Here is a 26,254-nt window from a genome sequence, read left to right on the forward strand (position 1 = left end):
AAGTCAGTATCATTTTCGATAATCGCTGCAAGGCCGTTGATGGACTTTCTAAAATCGACGCTTTCACGATAAAGGTAAATGTCTGGAGCGCTGAGCATACCTTTCATGACAAAGCTCCAATGAGTTCAGCAAGATAGGTGGCTGGCGTGCCTTGAGGAATGCTCAGCTCCACATCATTGATGAGAAGTGTCATGTTCGCCGTAGCTATCTGGGCCTGATACTTGGTTGTCTTTTCAACGATTTCGGCTTTAACAAATCCGACAGATTCCGATTGGCTTGCTGTTTGGAGTTGACGCCGTTTGGCGAAGAACGTGGATAAACTCAGTCCATGCTCTTCACAAAAAGCGCGTTGGGTAACACTGCTACTTTCATATTGTTCAAACAGTGATTGCCATTCTAGGTCGGTGCGTCGTTTTACCATTTCAACTCTCCTTTGGGTTGGAGAGATGATCTTATTCTTCGTGCTGGTTAATTAGAATGCGGGGTTCGTGACACGCTTACTTTGAATTTCAGGCACAAAAAAGGCGTAGATGATCCACGCCTTTTGTTTTAGTAAGTTCTATGTTTTTTATGAAGTCTTGAACTGCGCGACCGCTTGGTCCATATCGTTCGCTTGCTCTGCTACCTTGTCCACTTCAACTAAGCAATGCTGCGCCGAAGCGTTATTGTCGTTCGAGATAGTGTTCAGCTCAGTAATTGAGTCACTCACTTGCGCCATTACTGCGCCCTGCTCTTCAATCGCTGAAGCAATACGTTCTGAATTACCTTGGATGCTTTCCATGTCGCTCAAGATAAGTTGCAAGCTCGCATCCAGCTCTTCCGAATCTTTCAGCGTTAGTTGACCTTGTTGATTACACTCGCCAATCTCTGCCATCGACGCCTGCATCTGGCTTTGAATTGCACTCACCACTGAAGTTATCTCTGTGGTCGATTGATGCGTTCTGCTTGCTAGTGCGCGTACTTCATCGGCAACTACCGCAAAGCCACGACCTTGTTCACCCGCACGTGCTGCTTCAATTGCTGCGTTCAATGCCAATAGGTTAGTTTGTTCTGCAATGCCTTGGATGATGTTTACTGCATCGCCGATCTGGTCAACATGATGGTTCAGTGAACTGATCGAATCTTGGCTGCTTGAAAGACGTTCAGACAACTGGGTGATGTTGCTGATGGTTTCAACCACCACTTCACGGCCTTTATCGGCATTCACTTTCGCTTGATGTACACCTTCAGCGGCAACCGATGTGCTTTCAGAGATCTCGCCAATGGTGAGTACCATCTCTTGAACTGACGTTGTCATTGTAGATGTGTGATTTGCTTGAACTTCAAACTGTTTGATTACTGACTCTAGCTCATCATGCATGTTCGATGTGCTTTGTGTCAGTTGCAGTGACTTAGATTGAGAGGCAGCGATAAGCCCTTCCAGTTGATCCAACAGTTGATTGAAGTATTGGCCTAAAGTGCTGAGTTCGTCTTTGCCATCAAGGTGCGAACGAATAGACACGTCGTTAGAATCAACGATGTTACGAATCACCGAAAGCAGTGACTCAATTTTACCAATGATAGAACGGACGATTAACCAGCTGAACAGAATGATCGACACGAGTAGCGTGACGCAAAGGATGTTGTTGATCAGCGATAGCTTGTCCATCTCTTGCTGCGTTTGTTGGTCTAGCACCGCGGAGAACTCTTTAAATTGAGTTTCGATAGCATGAGAACCCGAGCGAGCTTGCCCAAGCAGACCTTCGTTGTGCTTCAAGCCAATCACTCGCTTTTGCTCAACCACTTGGCGAGCAGCGTCAATCAAAGCAGCTGAGCTACTCATATTTGAAGTTATAGAAAGAACACTCGGGTCAAACTCCCCCTTCTCAATTAAGTCATTGAACAGGTAAAGCTCGATTTTTTGTTCCGCACTGGCTGTCGCGCTGATGTTATCGAGCAAAACATGAAACTCGCCTAGCATACCTTTGTCACGTGATAGCCCATAGACTTCGCTCGCTTTAACTAAGTTAACAAAGCTGGTGTGGTAGGTTTCGATGTCTTCACGTAGGTGTGTGCTGTTGGCTAAACCTAAATCACTGAGCACTGTATCTAGCTCAGATTCAGACGCTAAGAATTTGTTGTAGTTTACGTCGAACTTGTCGAGGTATTTCATATCGCTACGCAGTAAAAAATCTTTCTCGTTACGGCGAAGGTTGAGCAAACGCACTTCAAGCTCTTTGGTAATTTGTTTGGCTTCGCTCATTTGAGCGGTGGTGTCTGCAAATTGTGATGTGGTAAACAGCAGTGAAATCATGCCGAAGATGGAGAACATCCCCAACGAATAGAGCTTTTTCTTTATGTTCATATACGTGGCTCGTCTTTACTAAATTAACTATGAGTATCCAAATAAATCGCATCAAAGAATGGATATCCAACTTGCGCGACCTGATTATTGTTATATTTTTTGTATCAGTAATGAGCACTAAATCTAGCGACTGTTCAGCCCACCAGCAGTGACATTCTCAATGGTATTCAAACAGAGAATGAATCTTTTCACTAAAGATAAAAGCATCAATAACACAAATTGAATACATGTACATTAGTTGAATGATAAAAGTGAGAGACAGCTATTTGACGGAACATAAATGGCTTGAATGTCATGGTGTACAAGGCATTGAATTAAAAGACTTTGACGCACATTTGGATGCATTATTTATGATGACATTTTTTTGGCTCTCCAGAAGAGCACGAGCGAAGCGCAATATTGGAGGTTTTGACTTGGTTTTTAAACAGTGAATCCGTCTATTGATGATTGTACAGTAGAGCGTAAACGGCGAAAAAAATGGACCTACTCAATTCGAGTCAGGTCCATCTTTTGATTTTCTAGTCAATCGCTTTGCAGCTAAAGAGTTAGGTGCGAATTCAAGGCTGGCTAAAACGCTTTTACCATCTTGGTTAGGCACTTCAATAACACCGCTTTCTCGTCTTCTTCGATATCTTGCGTCAGCTCATTAACCAAATTCAAGTGAAGCTGATTGTGGTGAACGTGTATCTTCTGCCCTTCATCCGTCAAGGCAACCACAATCGCACGACGATCTGTTGGGTGTTCATGGCGCTCAATCAATTCAGCTTTAACCAACTTTTCTATTTGAACAGTAAGTGTACCCGTGGTAATACCCAACTTTTCAGCGAGCTCTTTCATTCTTAACGCACCATGCATACCAAGTACTTCAATGGTGTGTACTTGAGCCAGGGAATAACCCGTCTCTTTGACAACAGACTGCTCCCACGAAGACATTTTATCGTAGAACTCAGTCAGTATTTGGTTAAGCTGTTCTATATTTCGCATGGTCGTTTGAATGCACTTCAAGAGTAAGATGATTAATCTTATCAAACTTGGCGAGCATTTGTTTATATTCAGAGACGGTTTTATCACTGTTTGATTCAAGAGTAATCGCTGCTGAATAGTGATGCCCACTCACCTTCCACATATGGAAATCGGTGACCGACGCATAAGGCGTTAAGGTTTTGGTCACTGAGTCACGATAATCTTGGTCGATATTCTCATCCAGCAGGATTGGGCTGGTTTGTTTCATAAGGTTCATCGTCCACTTAGCAATCACGAATGCGCCAACCATTCCCATTGCTGCATCTAACCAGTTCCAACCGTAAAACTTACCAAATAGCAGCGCAACAATCGCAAGCAGCGAAGTTAGAGTATCCGCCAACACATGCATGTAGGCTGCGCGTAGGTTGTGATCATGATGGTGTCCGTGATGCTCGCCATGTTTATGACCATGGTCGCTGTCGTGCTCATGGCTATGTGAATGACCGTGATTCTTACTATGATTGTGGCCATGCTCGTGTCCGTGATCATGATGGTGATCGCCAAGTAAAAACATACTCACCACATTCACAGTTAAACCAATACAAGCAACGATGATCGCTTCATTGAACTGAATCGCTTGTGGGTTAAACAAACGATGTACTGATTCCACCAGCATCAACAATGCCACAATCCCCAATGCAATCGCGCTGGTGTAGCCCCCTAACACGCTGACTTTGCCAGTACCGAAAGAGAAACGTTCGCTCTCGGCATGTTTCTTCGCATAACGGTATGCAAATAAGGTGATACCAAACGCTGCGGCGTGCGTCCCCATGTGCCAACCATCGGCAAGCAATGCCATCGAGCCGTAAATAGTACCTGCAACAATTTCGACAACCATGGTAACGACGGTCAATAACAGGACATAGAACGTGCGTTTCTCACCTTGACTGTTATGTGAAGAAAAGTTGTGTTGGTGACGTGTTGGAAAACTCAAAATGGCGTCCTTAGCTTGTGTTTGTGGTTAGATGATCGTTGCAAATAAAAGCCCTTTGATTGACAAGTAATTTGACAATCAAAGTAATAATTTGAAATTTAGTTTGATTATCAAACTTTGTCAACGATGAATTTTGAAACTCTGATTTGCGGGACGAATAGTTGATGGTGAGCGCTAGTTTGTTCCAAAGATTATTGATTCAGTAAAAACGAGGCTTTCCAGGGACAAAAAAGCCCACTCGAGGTGGGCTGATTGAGTCAAACTCAATGATTGTATTTATTTGTTTTGCAATGAAATAATCTCATCATTCACCCAACCTAACAGCTGCTTGGTTGCTTTCGACAAGACTTGGTTCTGCCGAACAATATAACCAAGACTGGTGCTCGAGAAGTTGGTCAATGGTGTCACTTTCGAATGCAGGTGCTGCTTGGTTGATACCGCAAACTCCGGGACAATAGCCACACCAAATCCCGCTTCTGCCCAGTCGATTTGAGCATCGACACTCCCTACTTCCATCACCCTATAATTAGGTAGATTAAGGCTTGGTAAACCTTCATCAATAAAGTCACGCGTTCTCGTATCATGACCTAGTAGAATCAAAGTGAGCTCTGCATCAGAGTCTCGGATATCAACCCCATCGCCAAGCGCACACCAAGAAAGCTCTTGCAGCTTAGTGAAATACAAAGACTCGTTGTGCTGCTCTTTGGCGATAACAAAACCAATATCCGCTTGAGCATTTTTAACTAAATTCGATGCCTGAGATGACGTGGTATTCAAGAGCGTAAGGTCAATACCGGGATACTGCGCTTTGAACTTCTGGAACGGACGAATTAGCAAAAATCGAGAAATGATGTCACTTACGGCAATGGTTAACGTCCCTATTTTAAGGTCGTTAATGGCATTGAGATCGGCCTGACAAATCTGCAGTTCGAGTAGCGTTCTTTGGCTTGTTTCCAATAGCCGCTGACCCGCTTGAGTCAATTGAAATGGGCTTCTCTCAATCAACCTTATGCGTGTTTGTTGTTCTAGTTGTTTTAGGTGCAAACTCACATTGGGTTGTGTCATGTGCAGTGCATTGGCCGCTTTCCCAAAATGCTTGTACTCCGCAAGCGTCACAAACGTCTTCAACAAATTAATATCGAGCATCATGTCCCCTCTCTCGTGTCACTTATATCATTCCCTACAGTGATAAACGAACGCGATAGGGAATCTCGTTTATAGCTTAAGACTTTAAGGATATATGAAATCCTTATCAAGATAATAAAGATAATTAATTTCTCTTATCCACTTTGTAGGCCTAACATGATTTCTCAATCAGTTAGGAGAAAAATTATGCCATCTATCGTTGTTGTGGGCGCAAACTGGGGTGATGAAGGCAAAGGCCGCATCGTCGATTTTTTAGCAGACCAAGCTTCTGCTAGCATTCGTTTTCAAGGCGGAAACAATGCCGGCCATACCGTAGTAAACGACTTCGGTACGTTTAAACTGCATCAACTACCGAGTGGTATTTTTAATCCTGACTGTACAGCGGTTCTTGGCCCTGGCATGGTGATCAGCCCTGCTGCGCTAACTCAAGAGATTGCAGAAGTTCAAGAAGCTGGCATCAAAGTAAAAATGGCGATTTCAGACCGTGCGACACTGTGTCTCCCCTTACACGCCCTTGAAGATACCCTTGAAGAAGAGCGTTTGGGTGACGGCGCTTATGGCTCAACACGTCAAGGTATTGCACCAGCATACGGCGATCGCGTGATGAAGAAAGGCATTCTTGTGGGATGGCTGAATCAACCTGAGATTTTGGAGCAGCGTATTCAATTTTTACTTGATTGGAAGATGCCTCAACTTAAAGCTCTATACCCTCAGTGTGACTTCTCTCAGACTGCTTCTGAAATGACAGAATGGCTACTTGAAGTGACTAAAGCTTGGCGCCCGTTCATTTGCAACGTGACAGAGCCGCTTAAAGCACTGCAATCGCAAGACGCAAACCTACTGTTTGAAGCTCAGTTAGGCGCAGGTCGTGACCTTGTTTACGGTGAATACCCTTGGACAACGTCTTCGAATGTAACTGCAGCTTATGCAGGCATTGGCAGCGGTTTACCTGCCCTTCGCCCTGAGCGTATTATTGCCGTTGCTAAATCGTTCAGTTCGTCTGTGGGTACTGGCACGCTCGTTACAGCAATGGAAGAGCAAGACAGCTTCCGCGAAAGCTCTAACGAATATGGTGCAACTACGGGTCGCCCACGTGATATGGGTTACTTTGATGCTGTAGCTACTCGCAACGGCGTTGACCTACAAGCCGCGACTGAAATCGCACTGACTAAGATTGACTGCCTATCTGGTTTGTCTGAACTTAAGATCTGTACCGCTTACTCAGGTGAACATACTGAGAACCCGATTTGGCCACAAACGGCTGAGCTAAAGCCCGTATATGAAGATATGGCTGGCTGGGATGAAGACATCACGGGTTGCCGCACGTTTGAGAGCCTTCCTCAAGCAGCGCAAGATTACGTTACTCGTATCGAAGAGCTGATGGGTGTGCCAATCGTGATGGTATCGGTAGGTCCTGAGCGCGAGCAAATGATCATTCGAGCTTAGCTTAGAAGACGACAAGATCTACATCAAAGCCCACATTCAGTGGACTTTTTTGATTGTTCATAAAGAACGAGATAACACAAGGAATTACAGACACAAAAAAGCCCACACTAGGTGGGCTCTTTCGTATAATGTGGTGCCGCTACTGGACTCTACTATCCAACCTATCCAACCTATCCAATTGATTAAAATAAACATTATAAAAATCGAGTTTTAAGATGTTACCTCAGGTGTTACTTCGGAAAAAACTCAACTTCTGAGACAAGATCAGCACTAAATTTATCTGAAGAGCAGATTACTTTTACAAAACAAACATGCTGGTCGACCATAAACGGTACCAGCACGTATTATAAAATTTTCACACCTTAAGCCTACGCTTCTCAAGACGAGTTAGAACATCTTTGTAAGTCACTTCATTCTCATCTAGATATGTTAGCAGCTTAGCTCTATCGATAACCTCAACCCCGCATGTTTTAGCTATATCATCAGTTCGCTTAGCTAACGATGGTGAGTTAGTTATAAATACTAAACGGCCGAAAGTTTTCTGCATCTCAGATTCATAAATCGGCTTAGCAGAGTGAATCTCTTGTATACCTTTATATCCATCGTATCTTCGTTGCGTATATTTAGCTTGCATTAGAATATTGCCCGACTGAGTCAGGATTACACCATCGGCACCATGGTCAGTACCAGCATTCGTTAACCACGCGCTTTCACTATCATAATGCTTGGACAGGAGCGTCAAACACAGAGCCTCAAATTGCTGCCAACTCAATTTGTCCAACTCGTCAGGTGTTATACGTTTATTAATGAGATCCCCAGTAATGCTCCCTCCGACACCAGATGGCTGCGGTACAACATCCTCTGGAGTGACTACAGCGTCTTTCAATAAAGTTTTCTGCGTTAGTAGCCTATGAAGGTTGACATCAAACGACTCAAACTCAGGATGATGTAACAAAGGGATGTAAATATGAACATCTTTTGTTTGCCCAATTCGATACACCCGATCGGTTGCTTGAGCTTCTTTAGCTGGGTTCCAGTGCCTCTCCAGATGGACGACATGATTAGCGCCAACGACAGTTAAACCAACACCCGCCGCCACTGGTGACATAACAATCAAATTAAAGCCTTCTTTAGCTTCGAAGTCCGTTATCATGGATTTACGAGTTGGAACTGACTTTCTTTTAGCTACAGCTTTAGCATCACCATTTATTACCGACAGTGGCCCTAAACCATAGATTTGACCGAGGGTGATGCTTAAAAAGCTCTGTAGACGCTTATTTACGGCAAAAATGATGCATTTTTCTTGTCGGCTCTTAATTCTATCAAGAGTCTCAAGCAATGAACTTAATTTCCCCGACTCTAGATATAATTCACGAGCCACTTTACTGCTTCTAGGAAGTTCTAGTCGTCCACCGTCACTTAATCTCGGATGTAATGAACTGTCTCGTAATCTCATTAATGTAGTTAAGGCATGACTATCTTCATTTTCAATTTGATTACTTATCGTTCCTTCATAGACATCGCGCTGATACCCGACCATCGTAGATTCTAATTCTTTCAGGTACTCCCACCCATCAAAGTGTCCACCAGCATACATATTCTTAGCCGGTAGGCCCTTCAGGTTATCTTCTTTAACTCGTCTAAGCATCAAAGCACCCACCGCAATACGCAACTCTCTCCCTAGTCTAGCTCTGACCTCTTCAACTTCATCTCCGGCAGATTTGAGAATAGGTGAAATGTAGTGAGAACGGAACTCCTGATAAGTCCCTAAATACCCGGGAGAGGCAGTGTCCATTAAGCACCAAAAATCTGCCAAGCTATTCTCCACCGGCGTACCGGTAGCGACCAATTTAAAATCCGCTTTCAGTCCTTTAGCTGCCCTGGTTTGCAGGGCATTAGGATTTTTAGTGTTCTGAGCTTCATCGAAAACAACAACACCCCAATCAATTAAGCACAATGAAAACTGATAATCCCGTAACGTTTGATAAGTAGTAATAACAAGTCGTTGTGGTTGGTCTAGACGTTCGGAACCAAAGTTCTTTCCTACTTTTAAAGAGTATTTAGGTTCAAGCTCTTCATCTGAATTCTTTTGATTTCGGATTTCAACGCCACCCATCTTGTATCTGTTTAGATCGGCAGCCGATTGCAAAATGACTATGTCTTTAAAAGGAGACGCTTCAAATGTTTTATCTACTTCATCTTTCCAGTTTTCAAGCAGACTTAACGGAGCAACGATTAATGTCGGTTTCTTAGTCTTAGCGTCAATCGTCATACGTTGGTACATATGCTCTATAGCGGAGAGAGCCATGTAGGTTTTCCCTAAACCCATATCGTCAGCTAGTAAAGCTCCGCTGATACTTGGTTCAGTAAGAATCTTCTGTTCTACCCCCAGAATCCACCTAACGCCTACCTCTTGATGCGGGAATGGTTTTCGTTTGTGATTGTCCCAATTTAACTCACCTTCCCACGCCATATCTGCGATCAATTTATCAACCTGCGGGGAGTTTTCTGACAACTCCTCATCATTTAGATCGATATCAACAACATGGATCTCTTTTTCACTAGAGTCCTTCTCCAACTCTCCAGGTTCATCTTCAGAAGTATCACCAGCTGGTTTAGAAATTTTGTCTTCGATTGCTACAAGTGTTTTACTCACAGCCTCACGATCACCAATGTCATACGACTTCCCTTCGTAATCAAAAACTGTAGCTCCGGTATGTTGAGCGTCATCGAGTTTTTTGCTTACTTCTAATAAAGCGGGCCTGTCATCAATTGCATCAATGAGCTTTGATATTGGATAAATGGCCTCTGTTGTTAATGAAGTACCAAACCAATCAATACCGGATTCATCCGTCTCCCCAAAATAGGCATGCTTAAATGCCGTTGCACCACGAACCCTTAAAGAAAACCCTAAATCAAGGTCAACTAAGCTCGCGTCAATAAATGCAGTGGGATTTTCCAAAAATGCTTTAACCTGGCTTTTTGGTACAACCCTATTGCTGATAACTTCTTTGACAGCTTTCAGTTTTTCCTCAGAAAAAAGTACTATCTCATCTCCTACTTTAAGAGAAACCGAACTATCACTTTGTAATTGACCTAGCACCCTCTGGATAGCTTCATGGCTAGCATGTTGCCCCATATTAGGCGTTAATATAAGGTCCCCATTAGCGTTAAGCTGCACATCTACTGTCACTGAGCTAGGCGTTAAAATTCTTAATTTATCAAAATGTTTTAACTTTAACCGACAGCCTTGGTATTGCGCTTCTTGAAGAGCATGAAGAAAAAGCAAATTATCGTACTCAGACTTTTCGGAGTTTTGATGAAGATTTTTTGCCTCAAACACCATCAACTGTGATGGTGTTAACAAATACTCTGCCTCTTTTCCAAACCTAATAAAAGGACCACTAATTGAATAATTAAGCGTTGAACGACCTTGTTGCGTAGTCACTGCCAAGTCAATTTTAAAGTCGGGATTGCTTGCCTTTCCTTTTATGTCAGCATCAATTACTCCTCCCCAAAGTTCAGGAAGGCCTAAAAGAGTCATCAACTCTGAATCTAAGCGAACAGCAGTCGATGCAGGCATCATAAACCCATCGGGAAACGATGTTACTTCTCCTTGTTCTTCAAGCATTTTAAGAGCAACAAATTGAGCGGTGAACCACTCATTTGCTCGACCGCTTCGTATTTTTTCTAAGTTAGACTTCGAAGCAGTGAAATCAAGGCTACCATCACATACCAAATCAAATTTGGATGTTTTATCTAAACCAGAAAAAAATCTACTGATTAAAGAAGTTAGCTCCATTCTCTTACTCCGAAACGTTGTTTAAAGTCGACATAATCATCACTAGAAAGAATATCTTTAGCTGTCAATTGAACCCCTAAGTCTCTGAGTTCAGTCAATGCGCGTCGCTGCCAAGAATAACTTGAAGGAGAATGCGTAATCTTTGCTGTCGCCCCACCGGATAAATTAGTCATTTGGTAATTTAATCCACTGGTCAACTGCGAATAAGTTGGACTAGTAATATTATAATTGAACACACAAGCTGAAGGTTCTAAGTGTCTGTAAAGCCATAAGTAACAACTATGGCTTCCCTCAATCATGTGTGCGCCTTCCATCTGAACATAGATGATAGACTTATCCCCATCTTTCACTGTCGAAAAGTTTGGCAAGTGTTTAGCGTCATAATTTCGTTTCAAATATTGAGCGGCATCTCGACTCAGATACAGTCGTGTATTAGTAATAACACCTGCATCAAACATTCCTTCTAAAAAATGCTTCCTAGATGGGTACATTCTTTGTAGTTCATAGTTGGATGAGGAATACGAATAATCCTCCAAAGCCTCTAAGAACAACTTAAGGTCTAATTTAGACAACCATCCCCGAACCGCTTGAGTCAACTGAGCATCAATATTTCTCCACCACTTTATGTACCGTGGATTGGAGCTTGGCACTCGAGGATCTCCTGCCACAGCAAGCACTACATTCATCCATGATTCACTCATATGAGAACCAATAGAACGACCAATTAAAATTCGCAGAATCTTGTGTCCTAACAAGTCCTCTGAATCATATTGAGCTTCAAAAACTGCCTTTTTCTGAACCTCAGATAACAATGGATGATCGATACCGATCGGAATCGTTTCAAGCTGTTCTACGTAATAGATCCCTTTAGCTGTCGTCAAATAGCGACCATTAGCGTAATGTTGTAAATCAAGCTCATTAATCCAATGGTCAAAATCAATATTTCTTTCGATTGCTTGCTTAGCGAGCCACTGAGGTCCATTGCTTGACAGGAGTTTCTCATCAAACTCTCCCTCGTAGCCTCTCTTTTGCTTCGCTTCTAATAACCATTCAGCGGTCGCATCACAATCCGTTAGCTGGTCATACTCTGATAGGAAATGCTGATAAAATGATTCAATAACAAGTGCACTAGGCTTCCCCACGATTTCTGTGATCTTATTGAGAAGACGACGAGTAAAGCTGACTTTATTTTTTATGTCAGTTTGCAAAGAGATTGCCAACGCTCGCACATGAACAGAAGTATCTACTACATCTTCCACAGCCTTGTTAGCTATCAGTGCTTTGTAGACATCACCGTATGCTGACTTAAATTTAGTATTTTCAATACCAGCGTTCTTGGACAGTACTCCAAGTTTCTGGGTGAGCTGAGACAGCTCCTCTATTGACTTACCCAAAGGATCATGACGTAAAGTTACCGGTAGCTTTTTAATACGAAGGCGCACTAATTAACAATCCTTTCTAAGTCAGCAATAGATGGTTTCTTGACCGTAAAGCGAATATCGATTCTTCGGTTCTGGCTTTTATCTTGTTGGTTAGCTTCTTGTAGATTCGCTCTGCGCGTTTCTGCATAACCGCTTACAGAAAAAAGTCGCTGTCCAAATGCATTTTCTAATTCACCCAATTTAGGTGTAAGTTCTACTTCAGCTTGCCAAACATTCCAGACTGATATAGCTCTATCTACAGATAAACCCCAGTTCCCCTTCCCTCGATAATGGATCCCATCACTATCAGTGTGTCCTTCTACAAACACTGTATCTAGGTACTTGAATCTTTCGTTCTTTCGAACAGCCATATGAAGCACAGCACCAATATCTTTTACCGCCTGTTGGACTTCAGGGCTCTTTGGGATGGAATCCTTACCTGAAGCAAACGTTAGAGTGCTCTCAGGTATACGTATTACAGTGTCATTATCGGCGATCTCAACGATAACATTTCGTTTAGCTAATTCATCTCTAACGTCATAGATTATGTCTTTTCTCGCCTGTTCAGCTTTTTTTAGTTCTTCTATTCCTGCTTCAACATCATTTGTCTTTTGAGTAAGTTCAATAATTAACGCTACAGCGGCCAGTATGAAGATAACAAGAAGCGCTGACATAAGGTCAGAAAAGGAAACCCAATACGGGTTTTCTTCGTCAACTGAACCGTTTGATTGGTATCGCGAACCTCTACGCATTAGTGACTCACTTTGTCTTGGATTTCATCTACGACACTTGAAATTGCATTGACGGCATTAACCATCTGCGTTGCGTATTGAGTACTAGTCGTTGACCAAATTTTTAGGTGTTCATTGGTTTGGCTATTTGCCTCATCAGCATACTCTTCCAGTAGGGTCGACATTTGCTCACTCAGCTCCTTCACGTTATTTTTCATTTCTGAAGTTAGTTCGGTCAGGTTACTCTTTTGCTCTGTCAAAAACTCATTTTGAGTAGAACGTAATTGATTGAACGACGATTCTGCGCTATCTAACATGCCATTAATCTTATCAGCAAGTTCACCAAATTTACTTGTGTCTTCAACAAGTTGCTCTCTCAAGGAGTGGATTTTCTCTACGCTTAACTGATTCAGTTCAGCCAAATCTTTAGTACGGCTTACAGCTTCAGTTACTGCTCCTGAAAGCTTATTACCCGCATCTTTAATATTCGAGCCAAAGACGCTCATACTGTCAGCTGCATTTCTCAACTCTACCGCTGATAGCTGCATACTCTCTGTCGCTCTCGCAGATGCAGATACAGAAGTTTCAATACTATTTTGAAGATGCTTACCTTGTTCTAAAACCTGATGAGACGCAGATTGCTGCATATCAACACTTGATTTAACTTGTGCTAGTAGCTCATCAGTTCCCGATTTCATTGCATTTGTTTGAGAAACAAACATGTCATTGCGCTCTTTTTCCATCAGGTTTGACTGCTCATCACGCTTAGAGAACGTTTGTGTAAGTTCACCTACTTGGTTATTAACAAATTCTGTTAACACTCGGCTTTGCCCCGACACATTATCGACAAGTTCTTTAATTGTCGTTTCCATAGAAGAAGCCAACTTTTGTTCTCTTTCCGAAGCTGCCCTCTCTCTCTGGCTAAGTTGCTCACCCATTTCTGAGACCTGTTTCTCCACAAACTCGGTCATCATTCTCTTTTGCTCATTACCTTGTGTTACTAACTCAGATACCTGTACAGAAATCGAAGAAATCAGCTCTTTCTCTCTCTCCGTTGATGCGCTCTGCTGAACTTCAAGCTTATTAACAAATGCTGCCAAAGATGTGCTCATAGATTCTAAAGTTTCATTCACTCCTTTAGAGGCACTATCCATAGCAACACGCTGCTGTTCACCCTGCTGCCCGAAACCATCCATGAATGATTGAAGAACACTCTCTAATGCTTTCTGATTACCGTCAGAGGTTTCGTCAACGAGCTTATTAATAGCAGGAGCCATAATTTTTTCTAAGCTGCTCTCCAGGCCTTGTTGAATGCCCTGAGTTGCCTGTACTAAAGACTCTTGCATTTTCTCGCCAATTTTCTCAGCTAGCCCTTGTAGACTTTCACGTGACTGCTGGCTATTGTTCGCAATAGATTGCAATTGGTTTTCAGCGCTCAATCGAGGGAATAATCTGTCAATTCTATTTTGCAGAACCTTAATCTTTTTCCTAATAATCTGTTCAAGTATTTTTTCAATGAAATTGAAAGCTACGCTCAATAGGACACCCCAGACTGATGTCATAAAAGCAATTTTTGCTCCATTGATAACTCCCGCCACCCCATCTTTCATTTCATTTACATCCACATTACCTGCAATGTTTAAGTCAGAAAGACCGAGTTGCAAACCCACAAAAGTACCGATTACCCCTAAGGCCGTTAAGAAACCAGGCACTGCAGCTATCATTCTATTCTCAGTGCTACCACCAGCCAGAGTGGAACTATTGAAGAAATAGTCAGCATCAAATGTATTATGTAACCGTAACACCTCGTCAGGTCCTCTGACTTCCAACAGCGTTTCATCAAATTCTAGCCACAAATGCCCTACTGAATTTTTCTTTAGTTCTGCTTTGGCAATTAAGTCATGTCTACTATCTGCAGGGTTTGCCTTCTCAGCATCATTAAGCAAATGATTTAACCACTTCACACGACGAGTAGCTCGAATGAAAGCAGATATAGACCACAGTAAGAAAAATGCCGCTACAAACCACAAAATCACCACAAACAAGGCACTCAACTGATCTGCTGTTTGTGGTGGAATTACGTTTAGACTGTTCAAGTCGGGCCATAAACTGGAGAGGTTAAGGCTATCTTTCATTTAAATCACTTCCAAAATTAATACGTCAACAAACTTGATTGTTGATATTCTATGAACCTACAACTCAACCATGCGCTGAGTGCTTTGTGTTAAAGAAGCTGCGAAGACTTCATCTATTGCTAAAAGTTTTCAAAGCTTTATATATTTTTTATGCCTGTGGCTCGTTATCTCTTTTAAGGTATTTTGATAATCTAACTCGTAGCTCTTTCTAAATATCCACCAAGCCTTAGTACATAATTCATGGCGCAATAATAGATTGATCCATCACATGTATATTGATCTAGTTCATTACAATCAACTCTTAGAGTCTTTCCCGCACTCGCATTAGTTTGATTGCTGTTGAAGAACTTCAATACGAGAGGGTAAGTGGAAAGCTGATGGCCATCTGATGCCCGTATGTTTCTTCTCTGATATATCGAATGGTACGACCCAAAGCTGATGCCCACCTCCCAACTCAAAGGGGAAATGCAGTGCTTCATCAAAGTTGTCTTGGCTAGGGTAAATCAGCACCACATCCTGACCACTTTCATCATCCGCAAGGTATTTTTTTGCATAAGCAAACAGTTGGTAAATATCCGATTGGGAGATATTTGAATTACTTAACTTGGTATTGAGAAGCTTCCACTTCGTATCGAGCACGACTTGATTGGAGCTCCCTTCCTTAATAATCAAATCTGGGCGTAAACTGAATTTGTTTCTACCGTCATAACGGGCAAGGTACTCACCAGTAACTTGTGTACTAACACTGAGCTTAGGATGACTGACCGCTAGTTGTTCTTTTAAAACTTTAGCAACGTAGTCTTCAAATACCTTCTCCATAGGGAATAAAAGAGAAGCTGCGTTAGCACCACCTTTCATCGTTTGTGGAGAAAAGCCTTCTAAGATTAGTCGACACCAGTCTAAAGGTATTTGGTAGTAACTCATCCCTCTATCAAGCCTGACTTTCGAAAAATCAACGCTGTAGTCCTTACTCTCTGGTATTTCATTAAATACAAAGTCTAGCTCTTGTAACAACTTCTGATTTTCTGCACTCCGCGTATAGCCTTTCACTCGTTTTAGAGCACTATGCATTAACCGGTTTACGGGACGATCGAGTAAGAACTCATCGTACTCACAGTAAAATTTATGCTTACTAATGGAGTTATGCCTAACTTGTTTTCCTACATTCAGCTTCCCCTTTAAGAAACCTAAATTGTCTTCCCTACGTACATAGTCGCTTCTTAAGCCACGTTTTAGGAGCGTGTTCACCGACTGTAAGAACTGGCCTATAAATACCTCTAACAACGGCATTCTTTGGCGAGTAATATTAGCATTCGAGGTTTGAATATGTGATAAACCTTTCAACGCACGTAACATTACTAGTAGTGTGTGCCGAGCTTTCACATAAGCGTCATCATAGTTGTTGTCAATACCTTCATCTGTGAAGCCTTTTCCGATTTTAGGCAAGATTTCAATTTGCGTTTTATCTGGCGTGAACATAACTCCTGCATAGTTTTGAACTTGCAGAACTTCCATACCATTTCGACGACGTAATTGAAGAAGATTTCTTTCATTCTCATTACTTAAGCAAAGCTGCTTGAGATATTGATAAGCTGATATAGAGATAGCTTGAACGTGTGAAGATGCAGTCTGATCTTTCAGCACATCTTCACTCACTAAACAGTCATACTCAAAGAGAGTAATTTCTTGTTTGGCTTTCACTAGCCTTACTCGCTATCTTTTGCGTAAATAGCTTTGAACGCTGCCGGGTTTTGCCAAACAGTCCCTGCCCCAAAAGGCTTGAATGAGTATGTCACTTTACAATCCTCATACAGCTCCAATCCATGTTCAGGGCCAAATAACTCACTGTAGGAGTCTTCAGTTCTTTTTAAAAATTGTAGTCTCTCATCTTGCTTCAAACTGTCACCAAGGACTAAACGAATCTTGCTCCAATCTTCATAAAAATACTCTTCCAATAATGGGATTATCTTGTTCTTAAACGCTGACTGTAGCTCGATAAACGCCTTACCTTCATCAACCTCATTGAAAACAGGGAACAAAAAAGCATGACCGAGCGTATGCTCACGATCATAGAGAACTTCAATTCGCTTATTTAGTGTTTCTAGCAATTTAGATAAATTGATGCCCTTAACTTCTTTATCAGCAAAAAGCTTGGGGTTTGGCATCATCTCTTTAAAGTCAAAACGACGACGTAATGCAGTGTCCATCATTGCCAATGAACGGTCCGCCGTGTTCATAGTGCCGATGATATATAGGTTATCTGGCACTGAGAAAGTATCACCAGAATAAGGTAGGATGACTTCTAGCGGCTCCTGCGCACCTTTGCGCTTAGAAGGCTCAATCAAAGTAATCAGTTCACCAAAAATTTTTGAGATATTCCCTCGATTGATCTCATCAATAACTAACACATAGTTTTGGCGTTTAATCGCAGGCTGTTGCTCGATATCCACTAGTCCCTTTAAGTAACGAACCAGTGGGTTATAGTAAACACCAAGACCTGTTGAGTATTCCCTTGAGCCCTCAAAGATCTGCTTTAGCGTATTGATGCTAAGAGTGTGATCTTTCTTACCGTTACTTTTCTCAAAGAAAATGCGCTTTTCATTGAAATCAACAACATGAAAAGAGGTTTGTGACATGTTAATTTCAAGACTGTCTACTTCTGCAAGCTTTGCTGCGAAAGCTTGCCAACATACCTCAAAGTTGTGGCCTTGTGATGCTGGTTTTTCAGTACTGTATTTTTCTGCCTCCTTGCAGATTTTCCGGAACACTCCTTTCTCGACATCATAAGAGATATCACCACCCTCAGAGTTTGCTTTTAACCCTTCAACAAACTCTTCATAGCCATAGCTTTGATGAAAAGTAACAAAGCGAATTTGACCAGTTCTTGTGAGCTCTTTGTATTTTTCCACCAACTTTGTTCGTTGTTCTTCTGATGCGCCACCAGCTTGTTCGCTAATATTAAGGTTGGCATAAAACTCAGGTTCTGCAGCTTGAACCGCTGCTTCAATAGTGTGATAGGTTTTGCCTGTCCCTGGTGGTCCGTATAAGATTTGATTAAGAGGCATAAGCACAAGATCTCTAGGTTCTTTTGAACATTGCTCTATCTGAGGTAATTCAGCTAAGTCCATTAGACTGGTTAAATAATATGGGCGCAGTATGTTTTCCTGAAACAATTCTAACTCCGCTTTTTGATGTGGAACTTTCCCCAGTGTATTGTTATAACTAGGAGCCCATCCATTACCTAAGCCTGAATACCGCACCAATTTAGGCAACCACTTTATCACCACGTATTTTCTAAGTTGCCACCCAGCCCCCAATGGACAACCAGGATCGCTAACTATATCACTTGCAACTCTAACTAATGCTTTAACATCCCCACTCCGACAAAGGCTGACAATATCTCCGACTTTCACCTCTCGAACAAACTTCAAGCCTTGGCTTTTTTTTGTGCTCTCGTGTACCGTAATATACTGGTTCTTATCTAACCAATCTGAATTTGCTGAAGAAATCTCACCAACTCCATGGGAAACTTTCCAAATACTAGGGATAGCTTTTAGTGGGTCTTTGTTAACCAGTTCATATCCGTGCTTTTCAAAAAACCTCTCAGCGTCAGAGGTATGACACTTACTGTGGTGAACATCAAAAATCACACTGTAGAGTCTTTTTGCTGGATACAAATTGCCTTCAATTTCAACAAAGTGATGAAAGTCCTTTTCGTAATAACCATCTTGCTTCAACCGAGTTACGGCATCCTCAACTGACCGCTTTGAAACGTCCATACCTAGCCTCTTTCCTTACTATTATTCTTGCTTTGTCCTGTTCTAACAGGATTTTGATAAACACAACTATAGTTTTGATTGAATGATTGCTGCCTTTATAGGCATTGTGCACCTGCACTTAAGAAATATTCGTAAGTTTCGTCGAACAGTGCCTCTTGAGGGAAATAAAACACTACGCCATCTCTACCTCTTGTCATCAGTACCCGGTAACTATTAAGCTTTATTTGAAAAGGGTTTTGAACATTTCTATTGCCTTTATGAAGAACCCAACTACTGCCATCGTAGAGAAAGTCTTTCGCCCAGATTAGCACTGGCATATCAAGCTCTAACCCCTGGCAATCAAACTCACTAATTGTGCGCTGGAAACTACAACACGATGTCGAAGAACTAACGTCATCATGGAACCATGGGCCCAATGGTTGTTTGTTATACTTGATGTTGTCTGACGAACTTAACAAGCCATACTTCTTGTTGGTGTTTTGATATCTATTGAGACAGTATCTTTTGGCTTTTTCCAAATCTCTGGTTAGATAGATATTAAAACCGTCTTTAATCGTCTGCTTAGCCAGCGCAACATCCGGCTTATCATTCAAAACACCTTCCACCCACTTAGGATATAAACTTGCGCTATGAGCTCGTAAAGACTGATCTAAATTTAGCAATGGGTTTACTCGAACACGATTACTGCTCATGAATTGAAAATGATGCTCTAACGCTGGTGGGCAAAAAACAATCCAAGGCTCTTCACTACTTTTCAAAGCATCACACCAAAGAGAAATACCCACCTCTTCACCTACATAAATCTCTTGTCCCTCTCCAACTAGAGCGACATAGTGACAAGGCGTTTTATCTTTATCTGCGATCCTGATGATGCAAGAAGGCTCCGACATTTGGTAATTCTTGTTTTTATTTTCGTCCCACATCCTCTGAGCTTCATCAAAAACAACCAAATTAGTATGAGGGGTTGTACGTGGCTTCATGTATTCGCGTTTAAAGTCTTTCAACGCCCGAACAAACGTTTTGTCATCAAGAGCATATTGCAAGACATCTACCAGCGGGCCATTCCCAGATAGAAACTGACCTCTTTTGTTCCGATGTACAAACTCCAAACCCAGCAACGTCTTCCCTGCTCCAGGAACACCAGTAACCAGGGTTAATACACTCGCCCGATTTCTATTTCCTTCGCTCTCAACCCAAGCAGTAACTTTATCCAACTCATCAAGCGCTTCATAAATCCCTGCACTCTTAGCACTCTTTAGTTCTTCTATTGGGTTGTTTTGAAATATCTCTACCGCTGCATCTACTAGATTAGGTAATGGTGCATAGGGCGATTCAAGCCACTGTTTTAAATCAGTGTTAGTAGGAGCGCCCGTTAAATACTTATCAAGAAAGGCTTTGAGTTTATCGCTAGATAGGATTGAGATATTACTTTCGATATCCGTTAATTTACCGGTGGATTGAGTCAAAACCAAACCGGCAATCACCTCTAGCTCGGCGCTTTCATGATGGTAATTACAGAGATCTCGATAATAGCCGCACAGCTGATCATAATCCGCTCGCTGATAGCGATCCTTCATTTTGAATTCTAAAATGAATAGCTTATTTTCGACTAGAAGCAGAACATCAGGCCTACGCCCTCCTTCCATTGGTAGAGCATACTCAAAAATAACATAGCCATCAGATTGGGCACGCTTGGAGAGTTCTTTCTGAAGATGATGAAAACAATCAACCCAAGCTCGTTTCTGAAGTTCACCGAGCTCTAAGCCAGGGAAGTTAATACAAAACTCAGAACACATGTTGGCCAACCAGTTTTCTTCTTGTTCTTGAAGAAAGACATCAATCCTATTTGCATAGCAATAAGTCATTCACGGTCCTCTTCAGTTTGCTTGCAACTTTGCAACGATGGGAACATCAGCTGCAGCCCAATCTAAAGAAGTTAGTTCATCGAGATTTAACCACAATGCTTGAATATGCTCAGTAAGTACTATCTTTCGGTTTTCGACAGGACATAAATAAGCGTGCATCGTGATATGAAAGTCAGGGTAAGCATGCTCAACCGTCATGAAATAATCTACATGTTCGATATTCAGATGCAGCTCTTCATTCAACTCTCTTTTAATGGCTTCTTCTCTCTGCTCACCTACTTCCACTTTCCCGCCGGGAAATTCAAACTTCTCATGGATATAAGCTAACTTTGAAGGACCGCGCTGAACACACAAAGTTTTATCTTCATGTTGAATAATGGCCGCTACTACTTCTATTTTTTTAACCATATTCACTTGCCCCTAACTATTCTTCTTATAATTCTCAGCCTGCTCTAGCACGCCTTTGTAAACATCATCGTTGGCTACTGGTGGGAAGCCGTATTTGTGTAGCAGTAAGATTAAATCCACTTTCAACTTGGCTTTGATATCATCGCGCCCTGCCCAGTCTGGATATTGGGCGACATTGTCTACGGTAGTTTTCATTTCCTTCGCCAGTTCGAGCATCTTGTCATCGTCGTAAGTGAAATCGTACTTCTTGCGCATGTGGTTCAAGATATCGAGGAACGCTTTCTCTTCTAGGTCGATACCTAGGTCTTCAAACGAGCCCATTTCTTTCACGATATCAAAGATAATGTCCGTCATTTCTTGAGAGAAGGTATCGAACTCCTCGCCATTCAACACATCATTTTCACGGCGTTCGTTATACTGCTCCACCAGCGATTGGAAGCGCTTAGAGAAGTTCATGCCTTGCAGCTGGTTGACCTTTTTAAAATCGCTTATCGCCTTCTCTAGTAGCTTCTGAAGTAGCTGAATTTTGGTGTTAGGCAGCTTAATCTTGTTGATGCGAGCTAGGTAATCTTCGTCAAAAATATCGATCGCTTCGGCGTGCTCATCACCAATGGTAAAGATCTCTTCTACTCCATCGGCACGGAGTGCTTCTGCCACTAACTCTCGAACGCGCTTATTCATTTGTGCCGTGTCTGGTGCATCACCTTTGGTTAACTTAAAGATGATGGAGCGAACTGCGATATAGAAGTGAATTTGGTCACGCTCTTGCTGAGATAACAATTCACTACCACAGCAAACATCATAAGCAGCCTTCATACGGCTGACTAAAGCCATGAATCGGGTTTCGCCTTTCTTGGTTTGAAGAATGTATTCTGCCGACTGATTAAGGCACTCAAGCTGCTTACACGGCTCTCCTGTGTAATAACCTGACGTATCGAGCTTGTGGAACATCTGTCTTAATAGATCGAGGTGGTTCTTCACCTCAATGACAGAAAAACGAATATCTTCAAAGTTAGTCTCATCAGCCTTTGAATACATTGCTAAGGCTTGATTCATTCGCGACTTGATACCAATGTAATCGACAACCAGCCCTTTCGCCTTGCCTTCAAACTTACGGTTAACACGTGAGATGGTTTGAATCAGGTTGTGTTTCTGCAACGGCTTATCGATGTAGATAGTATCCAATTCAGGAACGTCAAAACCTGTTAACCACATGTCGACTACAATGGCTATTTTGAAATTCGACTTAGGACTCTTAAACTGCTGGTCGAGCGATTTTCGATATTCCTTGGTTCCTAACAGGCTGTACTGATCAGGATCATCGTCTTTGCCGCGCGTCATCACCATTTGCACCATCGCAAGTGGCTTTAACTCTTCTTTCTCTTTATCAGTCAGCTCGACGCCATCAATTGATAGCTTTTCCTCAAACCATTCTGGCCTTAAGATTTTGACTTGCTTATAAAAATCAAACGCGATTTCACGACTCGCACAGACAAACATCGCCTTGCCCTTTATCGTGGAACCTTCTTTAACTCGCCCTTCATAATGTTCAACAAAGTCTTTCGCCAAAGCTTCAATACGGTCAGGGTCGCCAAGAATCGCGTTCATATTGGCAGAAGCTTTCTTGCTCTCTTCTATCTGATGTTCATTGGTGCCCGCTTCTGCGCACGCTTGGTAGTATTTCTCGACCTCTTCAAGCTTGCTGTTATCAAGAATGACTTTAGCGGCTCGGCCTTCATAAACAATACGAACCGTAATTTCATCATTAACAGATTCTGTCATGGTGTAGCTGTCTACTGCATCACCGAATACATCAAGGGTGGCATCTATCGGCGTTCCGGTGAAGCCAACGTAAGTCGCGCTTGGCAGAGAGTCGTGTAGATACTTAGCAAAGCCGTATGTCTCTTTCACATCGACGGCTACACCATCTTGATATTTGATCACCACTTTCTTATCGAGGTTGACCTGTGAACGGTGCGCTTCATCAGAAATACAGATGATGTTTGTACGCTCTGAAAGCAATTCGATGTCTTCGGTGAACTTATGAATGGTAGTCAGGAACACACCACCACTCTTGATGCCTTGTAGCTTATCTCTTAAATCTTGACGGCTTTTAACTGGCACCACCATCTCATCACCAATGTAATCAGAGGCATTACAGAACTGTTTAGAAAGCTGGTCATCGAGATCGTTGCGGTCGGTAATAAGTACAATGGTCGGGCTTTCAAAATCGATGCTTTTCATCAATAGGCGAGATAGAAACTGCATGGTAAAGCTCTTACCACACCCTGTTGCACCAAAGTAAGTACCGCCTTTACCACTACCGTATGGCTTACGTTCTTTGTCGATGTTGTAGTAAAGCTTACGCGCTGCGTAGTACTGCGGGTAACGACAACAGACTTTTATCTCTTTCTTAGAGGTATCAGGGAAGAAGACAAAGTTCTTCACTACATCAAGTAATCGAGTTTGGTTAAACAACCCGGCAATCATGGTGTAGAGGGAATTAATACCCTCTTTTTCGGTAGACTCGTTGCCCGTTACTTTGCGCCACGCGTAAAAAAACTCATACGGCGCAAACAGGTTGCCCATTTTGTTGTTCACGCCATCGCTGATGATGCACATCGCGTTGTAGACGAACAGCTTGGGAATATCACGGCGATAACGAACGCAAATTTGCTTCCATGCATCAAAGATGGTCGCGTCTTTCTCTCGCACGGCACTTTTGAATTCAAACACCACCAGCGGTAAGCCGTTCACATAAAGGATGCCATCAGGGATTCGAACTTGTTCATCGACACCTTCAATCTCTAGCTGGTTAACGATTTTATAGATATTGGTATCAGTCGGGTCTAGGCGATATGTTTCTAAGTAACTAACATTACCCTCTGCAACTTCTCTATCAGTATTATCTGATTTAGATTTATTCTCTAGCAACGGGACAAACATCAAGCGTAAGGCTTGTGCCAAATGTCTTGTGTCGATTAACTCAATATAGAGGTCTTTCTTTGAGCGATCTTCACGCTTAAACAGAAAGCCATTGGTTAGCCATTGGCAGAAGGTTTTATTGCTATGGTATAAATCACTGGCAGGCAACGTTGAGATCATACGAACAATGGTGTCAATTTCGCTCTCGGTTATAGCATCGCCTCGGTACTGCTTGGCAAGGTAGCGGCGTAAGTCATCTAAGATGAGTACTTGTTCTTTGTCTTCACGCGCTATTTGTTCACCCACTACGTGTGGGTAGCCTTGCTCACCCAATAGCTCAATAATGGCCTGTTCGAGTTTGGCTTCAGTAAATTTTAAGCTCATCGCCTTTTCCTACTGCTGTTTGACGTTGTTTGTTGTTTTCTAAATTGAGTTATTTAAATTTGTTTTGTAGTAACTCGGTTTCGGGCTTTGTTCCATTTTCTCAACACCGCAGATCTTGTCACCTCCGCAGAATCAGATATATTTTGAATAATATTTCTGAATTAAAGCGAACATATTACGCTTACGCTTGTACGTGGTAGCGAGTTGCGCCACCTGACTATAAAATGTCGCCAATTGAGTAGGATGCGATTTCAGCATATTCTCTAAACGTCGAAGTAACTCTAAAGCTTGATCGTAAGCCGTATTATTGGTCTGTTCGATATAAGATGAGACTGCTCGCAGATAATAATCCAGCGTATTTTCAGGTTTATCATTCACAATTTGATCGGCAAGCGAAATAAGTCCTTGTATTGATATTTTATGTTCGGCAACCCATTCGCACGCTTTGTCTAATTGCTGGTTATCGATATAGAACAGAACCAAGGCATCCGTACGATCAGAAGCTTGATTATAGCGGTCTGGTTGTTGATAGGCATTGGCAAGTAGCAGTTCAGTGCGGGAGAAAAATTCAACATCATCAATTTGGTAATTGGCTTTAAACTTCGCTAACTGTTGATAATATTGAAAGCTTGGTGATTGTTCTAACAAACGGTTAGCTAATACCCATGCAGAATGGATTTCACCTAGTTCAACATAAAGACGGAATTGAGCTTGTTCGCACGCACGAAGTTCATAATCACTCGCCATTTTTTTCGCATTAGCTAACCAAAACTCAGCTTCTAACGGCTCTTGCTCATCAATGAACATATCAACAACTTCAAGATAATCTCGACACGTTCGTGCTATTTTTTGTTTAATTTCCGCCACTTCACGCCAATCGGAGCTGTGTTTCATTAACGGAACTGCCCATGAGCGTAAGTTCCAGCTACTCTCATCTTGCGATGCTTGATCTATCGCTTGGCGGCATAAGGTTAGAAAGTGGGTGTTAGATTGCCAAATCGCTCCAAAACTCTCTTCAATCGAAGGAAATACGTCAAATTCGTAATGGGTCAAACGCTCAAACATCCACTGCGCTTTCTCTTGCTCACTCCAATTAAGCTTTGCCAGCGTCTTTGGCATGTGTTCGTTAATCATGCTTTCAATGCCATAACGATCGCCATTGGAGTCATCAATTTGCTCTAGCACCTTATTCAACCGTTCAACAAGGTAGTTTATTAATTTCCATTGATGATCGGCGTTAAGGCTTTGCATTGATTCAATGATCATGTTCAATTGAATTTCTGCTGAGTTGAAATAATCATGGCTTTCTCGCCAATCCCAGAGCTGTTCTCGCGGTAAGGCTTGGGTAACCAACTTTTTCAGCTCGCCATATACGGCTGGCTTTTCGCGTATTTCAATTTTTGTCAGCAGTGCATTCCATGTGTACTCATCTTCTTCTAGGTATTCGAGTAGCATCTCTACCATGGCCTCTTCACCAAGGCTTTGCAGGTGATTTTTTATGGTATCTCGTTCACTACTTTGGTTTAAAGCTTGTTCTTGGTCTTGTAGGCAAAGGGCAACCGCCACGCCGTGCTTGCACAACATTTGATATTGCGCCGCAGGGCAAGTACAAGTGCCAACCAGATCGCCAGTGAAATCGAGGCTCACTTGATAATTGAGGCTGCCTTTGACCTGTGCGGTCGCGGTGTTGCCAACAAGGTTAAGCTTGCGTACTGCACCACTGCGTGAAAGCAAGATGCCTTTTTGCAAAGTGCTTGTTTCACACAGTGTCGTCAATTCAGAAATGTCGATTTCACGAGTATTAGTTGCGTTCATTATATTATGGTTCCACCTACGCTTTGCTTTGTTCTATTTCGGATTCATCTAATTCCCACCTTCGTTATCTCAGAACCGAGGCGCGAGGTATCTGAG

Annotated in this window: 16 protein-coding genes; 1 reads left to right on the forward strand and 15 read right to left on the reverse strand. The window is 42.3% G+C overall.

Going from position 1 to position 26,254, the window contains the following annotated elements; genetic code table 11:
- Nucleotides 1–103 precede the first annotated feature (103 nt).
- From tnpA to AB6F11_RS03920, 5 genes are all read right to left on the reverse strand, one after another.
- Entirely contained in the window at nucleotides 104–421 is a 318-nt protein-coding gene (tnpA, locus tag AB6F11_RS03900; RefSeq protein ID WP_136977485.1) for an IS66 family insertion sequence element accessory protein TnpA, read from the reverse strand.
- Between the two features lie 147 nt (nucleotides 422–568).
- Entirely contained in the window at nucleotides 569–2,293 is a 1,725-nt protein-coding gene (locus tag AB6F11_RS03905) for a methyl-accepting chemotaxis protein (protein WP_102393909.1), read from the reverse strand.
- Between the two features lie 618 nt (nucleotides 2,294–2,911).
- A complete protein-coding gene (locus AB6F11_RS03910) occupies nucleotides 2,912–3,328 on the reverse strand; it encodes a MarR family winged helix-turn-helix transcriptional regulator (protein WP_017059185.1) in 417 nt (138 codons plus the stop codon).
- Nucleotides 3,306–4,301, reverse strand: coding sequence for a CDF family Co(II)/Ni(II) efflux transporter DmeF (gene dmeF / locus AB6F11_RS03915; protein WP_017059184.1), 996 nt, complete (start codon nucleotides 4,299–4,301; stop codon nucleotides 3,306–3,308). Before dmeF ends, AB6F11_RS03910 begins: the two co-directional genes overlap by 23 nt.
- A gap of 276 nt (nucleotides 4,302–4,577) precedes the next feature.
- Entirely contained in the window at nucleotides 4,578–5,450 is an 873-nt protein-coding gene (locus AB6F11_RS03920) for a LysR family transcriptional regulator (RefSeq protein WP_102393906.1), read from the reverse strand.
- 183 nt (nucleotides 5,451–5,633) lie between these two features.
- Here AB6F11_RS03920 and AB6F11_RS03925 point away from each other — a divergent pair, with 183 nt between their 5' ends.
- Nucleotides 5,634–6,893, forward strand: coding sequence for an adenylosuccinate synthase (locus AB6F11_RS03925; protein ID WP_102393905.1), 1,260 nt, complete (start codon nucleotides 5,634–5,636; stop codon nucleotides 6,891–6,893).
- A 355-nt stretch (nucleotides 6,894–7,248) separates the two neighbouring features.
- Here AB6F11_RS03925 and AB6F11_RS03930 read toward each other — a convergent pair whose 3' ends face one another.
- The 10 genes from AB6F11_RS03930 to AB6F11_RS03975 form a co-directional block, all read right to left on the reverse strand.
- Nucleotides 7,249–10,695 (reverse strand): SNF2-related protein, encoded by a 3,447-nt coding sequence (locus AB6F11_RS03930; protein ID WP_102393904.1) that lies wholly within the window; start codon nucleotides 10,693–10,695, stop codon nucleotides 7,249–7,251.
- Nucleotides 10,686–12,137 (reverse strand): EH signature domain-containing protein, encoded by a 1,452-nt coding sequence (locus tag AB6F11_RS03935; RefSeq protein WP_102393903.1) that lies wholly within the window; start codon nucleotides 12,135–12,137, stop codon nucleotides 10,686–10,688. Before AB6F11_RS03935 ends, AB6F11_RS03930 begins: the two co-directional genes overlap by 10 nt.
- Nucleotides 12,137–12,868 carry an OmpA family protein gene (locus AB6F11_RS03940; protein ID WP_017083526.1) on the reverse strand — a complete coding sequence of 244 codons (732 nt, stop codon included), beginning with the start codon at nucleotides 12,866–12,868 and terminating at the stop codon, nucleotides 12,137–12,139. The genes AB6F11_RS03935 and AB6F11_RS03940 overlap by 1 nt, the downstream gene beginning before the upstream one ends.
- Nucleotides 12,868–14,982, reverse strand: a complete 2,115-nt coding sequence (gene zorA / locus AB6F11_RS03945) for an anti-phage ZorAB system protein ZorA (protein WP_102393902.1) — start codon at nucleotides 14,980–14,982, stop codon at nucleotides 12,868–12,870. Before zorA ends, AB6F11_RS03940 begins: the two co-directional genes overlap by 1 nt.
- Before the next feature lie 324 nt (nucleotides 14,983–15,306).
- Nucleotides 15,307–16,683, reverse strand: a complete 1,377-nt coding sequence (locus AB6F11_RS03950) for an McrC family protein (protein ID WP_102393901.1) — start codon at nucleotides 16,681–16,683, stop codon at nucleotides 15,307–15,309.
- Between the two features lie 5 nt (nucleotides 16,684–16,688).
- Nucleotides 16,689–18,761, reverse strand: coding sequence for an McrB family protein (locus AB6F11_RS03955; protein WP_102393900.1), 2,073 nt, complete (start codon nucleotides 18,759–18,761; stop codon nucleotides 16,689–16,691).
- Nucleotides 18,762–18,856: 95 nt separating this feature from the next.
- On the reverse strand, nucleotides 18,857–20,626 hold the full coding sequence (locus AB6F11_RS03960) for a DNA/RNA helicase domain-containing protein (RefSeq protein ID WP_102393899.1): 1,770 nt from the start codon (nucleotides 20,624–20,626) through the stop codon (nucleotides 18,857–18,859).
- Nucleotides 20,627–20,638: 12 nt separating this feature from the next.
- A complete protein-coding gene (locus tag AB6F11_RS03965; protein ID WP_102393898.1) occupies nucleotides 20,639–21,034 on the reverse strand; it encodes a (deoxy)nucleoside triphosphate pyrophosphohydrolase in 396 nt (131 codons plus the stop codon).
- Nucleotides 21,035–21,046: 12 nt separating this feature from the next.
- Nucleotides 21,047–24,343 (reverse strand): type I restriction endonuclease subunit R, encoded by a 3,297-nt coding sequence (locus tag AB6F11_RS03970; protein ID WP_102393897.1) that lies wholly within the window; start codon nucleotides 24,341–24,343, stop codon nucleotides 21,047–21,049.
- A gap of 132 nt (nucleotides 24,344–24,475) precedes the next feature.
- Complete coding sequence (locus tag AB6F11_RS03975) at nucleotides 24,476–26,158, reverse strand: SWIM zinc finger domain-containing protein (protein WP_102393896.1); 1,683 nt, start codon at nucleotides 26,156–26,158, stop codon at nucleotides 24,476–24,478.
- Nucleotides 26,159–26,254: the final 96 nt, after the last annotated feature.

Origin of the sequence: Vibrio sp. 10N.247.311.14, from assembly GCF_041467715.1 — a bacterium.
GTDB classification, from domain to species: Bacteria; Pseudomonadota; Gammaproteobacteria; order Enterobacterales; family Vibrionaceae; genus Vibrio; species Vibrio crassostreae_C.